The sequence below is a fragment of the Streptococcus sp. HMSC071H03 genome (genome assembly GCF_001813035.1).
GTDB lineage: Bacteria > Bacillota > Bacilli > Lactobacillales > Streptococcaceae > Streptococcus > Streptococcus anginosus.
Genome location: NZ_KV811160.1, coordinates 84,467 through 92,006, shown reverse-complemented (window position 1 = coordinate 92,006; position 7,540 = coordinate 84,467). Strand labels below are relative to the sequence as shown.

Here is a 7,540-nt window from a genome sequence, read left to right as displayed (position 1 = left end):
GTAAATTGATATCCTTTATCTTCCAAAAATTCATTTGCAAAGGCTGTATTTTGAGGGTCAAGCTCTAAATGGTAATCTTCTAGCGCTTTTTGGTATCCTTTATAGCGGTCTTGCGTTACAAATAGTCTTTTGCTACCACCGATAAAAGCAATATTTCGGCAGCCTTTTTTGATGAAATATTCTGTTGCATCATATCCCGCTTGGATATTGTCATTATCCACCAAAGGAATAAAGGGAGAAAGAGATTTTCCCAAAATTAAGAAAGGAAATTGTTCTTCACTGACCATTTTCACTAGTGGATCATTTTCTTGAGAGTAAAGAAAGATGAGTCCGTCTACTCGTTTGCCAAGAACCATTTGGGAAATAGCTTCCATGCGTTCCTTTTCATTTTTTCCAGTCGCAATTTGAATAGCATAGTGATGCTCGGAAGCCACCTGAGCAATCCCGCGAAAGACTGAAGGGAAAAATGGGTTTTGATAGAAAGCATCGGAATCATCAGGTAAAACAACACCAATGACTTGTGTGTAACTGCTAACAAGACTACGTGCATTGAGATTAGGGTGATAATTCAGCTCTTTCATAGCCTTGCGGACTCTTTTTTTCGTTTCATCGCTAATGCTGGATTTGTTTTGAATCACACGGGTAACGGTGGAAGGAGAAACTCCTGCTAACTTAGCAACTTCTTTGATAGTAACTCGCATAAAAACCTCCTACTTTTTCATTTTTTCATCACGGAAATGTGTCCGATAGAAAATAATGACGAGATAAAGAACAAACAGAATGTTTTGAATGGTAATCATAGTGGTCATGGCTTGACCGAACAATAACCCTGCCGCGACAGCAATCAATGTTGGCAAACCTAAACAATTCAAAGCAAAATGATAGCATTCTTTGACGGTTTTAAAAGAAAAAAGACGAGATTTTTTCGTTAAGTAAAGGAAAAAAGTGGCACCTAGAAGGACAATAAAGAAGTTTAATGCCAATAGAAATCCTGAAATCAGAATCAAAAATAGACTGACGGTAACACGATTTTGTTGAAACCAATCTTGTGAAATGGCGGCACTGAGCGACTTTTTATTTTTTAGAGCAGCTTGATTGATATGCTGATATTGAATGTTTGCCAGTTTTTTTCCTTTTTTGCTGATAATCAGTTGTTTGGATCCAAAAGCAAGTGTTAGTTTTTCTCCTAAGGTAGACTGTTCTTTCCCCAGAAGGACAGTTCCTGCTTTGTTATTGTGAGTTGATTGCTGACCAGCATAGCTGAATTGATGATTTTCTATTTTAGCATTCTCTGTGATATCGTCCATTACTTCCTTTGTAACAGGGTCAAAAACACCATCTACAAAAGTAGTGAGTGGATAAGTCTTGAGAGACGCGTTTTGCACAGCAACTGGTATCATGGATAAGGAAATTAAAAAGATGCTTGTAAAAATCAATTGAAACCAGGTCAGTAATTTTCGGTTGGCAAAAGGTTTTTTAAAACCGTAAATACTAGAAAAATAATTAAATGGATAAGGTAGCATAAGACACTCTTTCTAAAAATTTATAATCAGGTAATGGCTAATAAAGCAAAGTTTATTAGCTATCATACAATTATAAATAAAAGAGGGTGGGACAAGATTATCCCTTGTCGCCACCACTTGTTAAACCAGATACAAAGTTCTTTTGTAGGAAGAAGAATAAGATACAGATTGGCAAGGCAATCAAGATAGCACCTGCTGAGAAGTAAGCAATCTTCAAATTCTTCACATCACTAACAAAGGTTTGTAAACCAACAGCAACTGTATAGAATTCTTTTTCACGAAGTAAGAAACTAGATAAGATGTAGTCTCCGAATGGTCCCATGAAAGCCCAGAGAGCTTGTACAGCAATCATTGGACGAACGAGTGGCAGTACAATTTGCCAGAAGCGTCTGAAGTGACCAGCACCGTCCAATTTAGCGGACTCATCAAGTGAGATAGGCACTGTATCGAAGTACCCTTTCATGAGCCAAGCGTTCATTGGGATACCACCGCCGACATAAAGGAAGATGAGGAACCAACTGTGGTTGAGCGCATTTAACATCAAAGCCATAACGAAGAAGGCGGTCAGGGCAGCCATTGTTGGCACCATTTGAATGATTAAGAAGAAGACCAGACTTTGTTTTCTAGCTAGGAAATTATAACGACTATAAGCGTAACCAGCTAGTACAACTATACTTGTTTGGATAATCATTGTCAAGATAGCAATGATTAAAGTGTTAAAGTACCAAGTCCCATAAAGAGTTTCAGTAAAAAGTTTGCTAAAGTTTTCTAGGCTAAAATTAATATCTGTATCTAGCTTAAACGCAAGGACATTCCCTGTCTTGAAAGCAGACATAATCGTAATCAAGAGAGGATAGATAATGATAATAGATAAAGCCACTAGATAGAAATAAGTTAAAAAGTGGTTTAAACGGCGTTTAAATTTAATAGAATTATTCATCTTACACATCCTCCATATCAAATGCATGTAGTTTCTTGAACGCAATCATGGAGATTGAAATCACAATAAGAGAAATGATAAGTGTTACCGCAGCAGCCATTGAGTATTGAGGAGCTGCACCTGTTGTTAAACGATAAATCCATGAAATGAGGATGTCAGTCGAACCTGCACCACCACCAACTGTACCAGGACCGCCATCATTAAAGAGGTACATGATAGAGAAGTTGTTGAAGTTGAAAGTATACTGACTGATGAGTGTAGGGGCAGCAACTGCTAAAATCATTGGGAAAGTGATATTGCGGAATTTTTGCCATGCATTTGCACCATCAATGTAAGCCGCTTCGTAAAGATCGTTTGGAATGGATTGCAAGATACCAAGTGTCAATACATAAATGTAAGGGAAACCAAGCCAACCTTGCATCATAATTAGAGCAATTTTAGTCCAGGTTGGATCTGTTTTCCAAGGAATCAGATGTCCATTTAAGAATGGCAATACTTTACCAAGAAGCGGAATGACTTGGGTATTGATTGCACCGATACTATCGTTGAACATGTTACTGAAAGTTAAGATAGTGATGAATGCTGGGACAGCCCAAGGCAGTAGGAAGATAACGCCGAAAATGCGTTTTCCTTTAATAAATGGTTGGTTTGCAATAATAGCGGTAAAAATACCAATAACGATTTGGACAGTTGAGGCAGTCAGTGCCCAGATAATAGTCCAACCAAGAACGGCTCCAAAAGCAGAGCGGAAAGTGCTAAGTCGCCAAATATTAGTGAAGTTTGTCACGCCAACCCAATCCAAGAGCTTGGTTGGAGGCAGATGTTGGAAATCATAGTTTGTAAAGGCGATTAAAAGAGTGACCAATACAGGGAAAATGATAGCAAAAGTCATTGCAATATATGAAGGAATAATCAATAGGTAAGGAAAACCATTAGCGTAAATTCCTTTTAACATATCTTTGAAAGTCGTAGGAACTGGATAATCATTATTCCAACGTTTCGCAATAGTATAAGCATCTTTTAGATTGAGAGCATAAAAGATGAAATAAACAATGACAAGAATAAAGTGGAATGCACCACGAATCAGCATGAAAAGAGAGTTATCGCGTCCAGGCACCTCACCGAGAGTAATTAAGTTTCCTAACTCAGGAGCAGCAATGGCGAAAAAGTAAATCAAAAATAAGATGGTAACTCCTAAAAAGATAGCCCCTTTTGCTTTTTGTTTATTATAAATTTGCCCAAGTCCTGGGATGAGGGAGAGCAGCAATGCTTTACGTGGCTGTTGTTGTGTAGTCATCAGAGCCTCCTTTGTCTAAAATATAGAACTCGACTGGTGCTGCCAATCGAGTTCTATCCTACCTCAATCTGTTTTATTTTTTACCAAATTTTTGATTGATAGTATCTTTAATCAATTTAACGGCATCATTTACAGCGGTTTTAGTATCTTTTTTACCACTTACAGCATCAAAGAGCATACTTGCTGCTGGATCCCATACAGTACTCATTTCAGAGATATTTGGCATAGGTTGAGCAGATTGGAATTGTTTAATAACAGCTGAAGTCAATTCATCATTCTTTCCTTCAGCGTATTTACGAGCCTCTGTGTTTGCAGGTACTTCGTTTGTAGCATCATAGAAAGCTTTTTGTTGTTCAGTCGAAGTCAAGAAATTAACAAATTTTTGAGCTGCTTTGGCATTTTTAGATCCTGCAGGGATGACCCAAGCTTTACCACCACCAAAGGTTTGATAATTTTTACCATTTGGAAGTGTAGGAATAGTGGCAACACCATAGTTCACTTTAGCTTCTTTGAATGATGCAGCTTTCCAAGGGCCTTCAATGATAGCAGCTGTTTTACCTGATTGGAATTGAGTTTGAATTAAGTTTGCGGCACCTTTAGTATCTTGCATTCCTTTTGGCCATTTTGCATACCAAGTTTTAGCGTATTCAACACCTTTGATAGAACCGTCATTTGCAAGTCCAATGTCTTTAGGATCGGTACCGTTCTTACCAAAGACGTATCCACCATTACCCGCTAAAAGACCATAAGTATAATAGAAGTTTGTCCAGTCAGCGAGGAAAGCAGTTGTTTTGCCATTTTCGTTAGCAAAAGCATATTTGCTGTCTTTTGCCAGTTCTTCTAATTCAGCAAAAGTAGTAGGTGCTTTAGAAACAAGGTCTTTATTGTAGTACATTACTAATGTTTCGATAACAGCAGGTGCACCATAAGTCTTACCTTTTGTAGTTACGAGTGCTTTTGTTGTGTCATCAGTCATTGAACCTTTGTCAAGTTTCACTTCTGAAAGTTGACCGTCCGAACCGAGACTACCTACGCGGTCATATGGAGACATCATAACGTCTGGAGCCTTGCCAGATTGGTTGTCAAGTGAAAGATTTTCAAGACCTTTAAGTTGGTCGCCAGTTTTAATAGTAACTTTTGTTCCACTTTCTTTTTCAAAAGCTTCAGCTGCTTTCTTTACATATTTTTCGTATTGTTTTTCTACGTAAATAGTGAGGTTTTTACCATCACCAGAAGAAGCTGATTTATTATTTTTGCTACCGCAAGCTACTAGTAACAAACTAGCTAATCCTACAGTTCCAAGAACTGCAACACTTTTCAACACTTTATGTTTCATGATTTATTCCTCCTAAAGAATAAAATAATAAGATAATAATTTAATTAGTTTACGCAAACGTTTTCTTAAACTATGCTTAAGTATACCACAAATAGAAAACGGTTGCAACACTTTTTTAAAAAATCTTGAAAATTTTTTATTTTTCACTCCAAAAATCTTGAAAAAATATAGAAGAAAATGATTCAATTGTCCAAAATATTTTAAAATTTTATAAAAAAACTAGAAAAATGGTTGCACACATGTCGGAATTAAGTTATAATCAAATCAACGCAAACGTTTTCGTTAAATGAATGCAAAATTTAACAGAAAAATTTATTGAGGTGATAAGATGAAAGAGCGTCAAAGTGGTGTTCTCATGCATATTTCTTCTCTTCCAGGGAAATACGGAATCGGCTCATTTGGAAAAAGTGCTTACGATTTTGTGGATTTTTTGGTAAGAACAAAGCAACGTTACTGGCAAATTTTGCCTTTAGGCACGACCAGTTATGGAGATTCTCCTTACCAATCATTCTCTGCATTTGCGGGAAATACACATTTTATTGATTTTGATCGACTGGTTGAAGAAGGACTGCTTGTAAAAAGTGATCTTGAAGGATTAGACTTTGGTCAAGATCCAAGAAAAGTAGATTATGCGAAAGTGTTTAACAATCGCAGGCCTGTTTTGGAAAAAGCTGTGAAACGTTTCTTAGAACGTGGAGACTTAGCAGCCTATGAAAAATTTGTAGCAGATAATGCGTCTTGGCTTGAAGTATTTGTTGAATACATGGCGATTAAAGAGCATTTCGACTTGAAAGCTTGGACTGAATGGCCAGATGCAGCGGTACGTCATCGTGAAGCGTCTAGCTTGGCAACTTATCGCGAAAAGCTAGCTGATCGATTGACCTATCATCGTGTTACGCAATATCTCTTCTTCAAACAATGGTTAGAATTGAAAAATTATGCTAACGAACATCATATTGAAATCGTTGGCGATATGCCAATCTATGTGGCAGCTGATAGCTGTGATGTTTGGGCGCAACCGCATTTCTTTAAAACAGATGAATTAGGACAGCCTACATGTGTAGCAGGATGTCCGCCAGATGAATTCTCTGCGACCGGTCAACTTTGGGGAAACCCAATTTATGACTGGAAGGCAATGGATGAAGATGGGTATAGCTGGTGGATTGAACGCTTACGTGAGAGTTTCAAAATCTACGATGTGGTTCGTATCGATCATTTTCGTGGTTTTGAATCTTATTGGGAAATCCCTGCTGGATCCGATACAGCCGCTCCTGGTAAATGGGTGAAAGGTCCTGATTATGCTTTGTTTAAAGCTGTGAAGGAAGAATTGGGTGAACTAAACATCATCGCCGAGGACTTAGGCTTTATGACCGACGAAGTGATTGCTTTGCGGGAAAAAACAGGCTTCCCTGGTATGAAAGTCACTCAATTCGCCTTTAATCCAGAGTCTGAAAGTATTGATAGTCCACATCTTGCGCCTAACAATTCTGTCATGTACACAGGTACGCATGATAATAACACGGTACTTGGTTGGTATCGCGATGAAATTGATGATGCCACACGTGAATATATGGCTCAATATACTAATCGTAAAGAATATGAAACAGTTCCTCATGCAATGTTACGAACTATCTTTGCTTCTGTCAGCTTTATGGCAATTGCAACCATGCAAGATTTATTAGAGTTAGACAGTTCAGCTCGTATGAACTATCCATCAACTATCGGTGGCAATTGGTCATGGCGTATGACAGCAGATGAATTGGACCCCGTGATTGAAGCAGAGTTATACAGCTTGACGAAAACATATCGTCGTTTAAATAAAAAATTATTAAAGAAAGAGAATGAATTGTAACGCTCTTTTCTAGGTAGGAGAAAAAATGTCAAATTTACAAGAATTTATCCAACAAACTTATCAAAAAGAAATTGCTGAATGCAGCAATGAAGAATTGTATATTGCCCTTTTAAACTATACAAAATTGGCTAGTGCACAAAAGCCAGTTAATACTGGTAAAAAGAAATTGTATTACATTTCAGCAGAATTTTTGATTGGAAAACTGTTGTCAAACAACCTCATCAACCTTGGCCTTTATGATGATGTCAAAAAAGAATTAGCAGACGCTGGTAAAGACTTGATTGAAGTGGAAGAAGTCGAATTAGAACCTTCACTTGGTAATGGTGGTTTAGGACGTCTGGCTGCTTGCTTCCTTGATTCAATTGCAACACTTGGTTTGAATGGAGACGGTGTAGGTCTGAACTACCACTTTGGTCTTTTCCAGCAAGTTTTGAAAAACAATGAGCAAACCACAGTGCCAAACTTCTGGCTAACAGAGCAAAATTGGTTGGTAAAATCAAGCCGTAGCTATCAAGTACCATTTGCTGATTTCACTTTAACATCAACACTTTACGATATTGATGTGCCTGGTTATAAAACAGCTACTAAAAAC

The 7,540-nt window shown here is 37.7% G+C and carries 7 protein-coding genes; 2 read left to right on the top strand and 5 right to left on the bottom strand.

What is annotated here, in order from left to right; all coding sequences use genetic code 11:
- The 5 genes from HMPREF2887_RS04890 to HMPREF2887_RS04870 all read right to left on the bottom strand — a co-directional run.
- A partial coding sequence (locus HMPREF2887_RS04890; RefSeq protein ID WP_084740763.1) for a LacI family DNA-binding transcriptional regulator occupies positions 1-701 on the bottom strand: 701 nt, incomplete at its 3' end.
- A 9-nt stretch (positions 702-710) separates the two neighbouring features.
- Positions 711-1,523 (bottom strand): maltodextrose utilization protein, encoded by an 813-nt coding sequence (locus HMPREF2887_RS04885; protein ID WP_021002210.1) that lies wholly within the window; start codon positions 1,521-1,523, stop codon positions 711-713.
- A gap of 97 nt (positions 1,524-1,620) precedes the next feature.
- Positions 1,621-2,463, bottom strand: a complete 843-nt coding sequence (locus HMPREF2887_RS04880; protein WP_003026676.1) for a sugar ABC transporter permease — start codon at positions 2,461-2,463, stop codon at positions 1,621-1,623.
- A gap of 1 nt (position 2,464) precedes the next feature.
- The gene (locus tag HMPREF2887_RS04875; protein WP_022526080.1) at positions 2,465-3,760 is read right to left on the bottom strand and encodes a sugar ABC transporter permease; all 1,296 of its coding nucleotides are present in this window, start codon (positions 3,758-3,760) and stop codon (positions 2,465-2,467) included.
- Between the two features lie 73 nt (positions 3,761-3,833).
- Positions 3,834-5,096, bottom strand: coding sequence for an extracellular solute-binding protein (locus HMPREF2887_RS04870; RefSeq protein WP_057489840.1), 1,263 nt, complete (start codon positions 5,094-5,096; stop codon positions 3,834-3,836).
- Between the two features lie 328 nt (positions 5,097-5,424).
- Between HMPREF2887_RS04870 and malQ the strand changes: the two genes are divergently transcribed.
- Positions 5,425-6,948 carry a 4-alpha-glucanotransferase gene (gene malQ, locus HMPREF2887_RS04860; RefSeq protein WP_003026668.1) on the top strand — a complete coding sequence of 508 codons (1,524 nt, stop codon included), beginning with the start codon at positions 5,425-5,427 and terminating at the stop codon, positions 6,946-6,948.
- A 25-nt stretch (positions 6,949-6,973) separates the two neighbouring features.
- Positions 6,974-7,540: glycogen/starch/alpha-glucan phosphorylase (locus tag HMPREF2887_RS04855; RefSeq protein WP_186821900.1), on the top strand; the 567-nt coding region annotated here is incomplete at its 3' end.

Coding starts and splice junctions, on each gene's coding strand:
- HMPREF2887_RS04885 (WP_021002210.1), bottom strand. CDS start 1,523: ATGCTACCTTATCCATTTAATTATTTTTCTAGTATTTACGGTTTTAAA.
- HMPREF2887_RS04880 (WP_003026676.1), bottom strand. CDS start 2,463: ATGAATAATTCTATTAAATTTAAACGCCGTTTAAACCACTTTTTAACT.
- HMPREF2887_RS04875 (WP_022526080.1), bottom strand. CDS start 3,760: ATGACTACACAACAACAGCCACGTAAAGCATTGCTGCTCTCCCTCATC.
- HMPREF2887_RS04870 (WP_057489840.1), bottom strand. CDS start 5,096: ATGAAACATAAAGTGTTGAAAAGTGTTGCAGTTCTTGGAACTGTAGGA.
- malQ (WP_003026668.1), top strand. CDS start 5,425: ATGAAAGAGCGTCAAAGTGGTGTTCTCATGCATATTTCTTCTCTTCCA.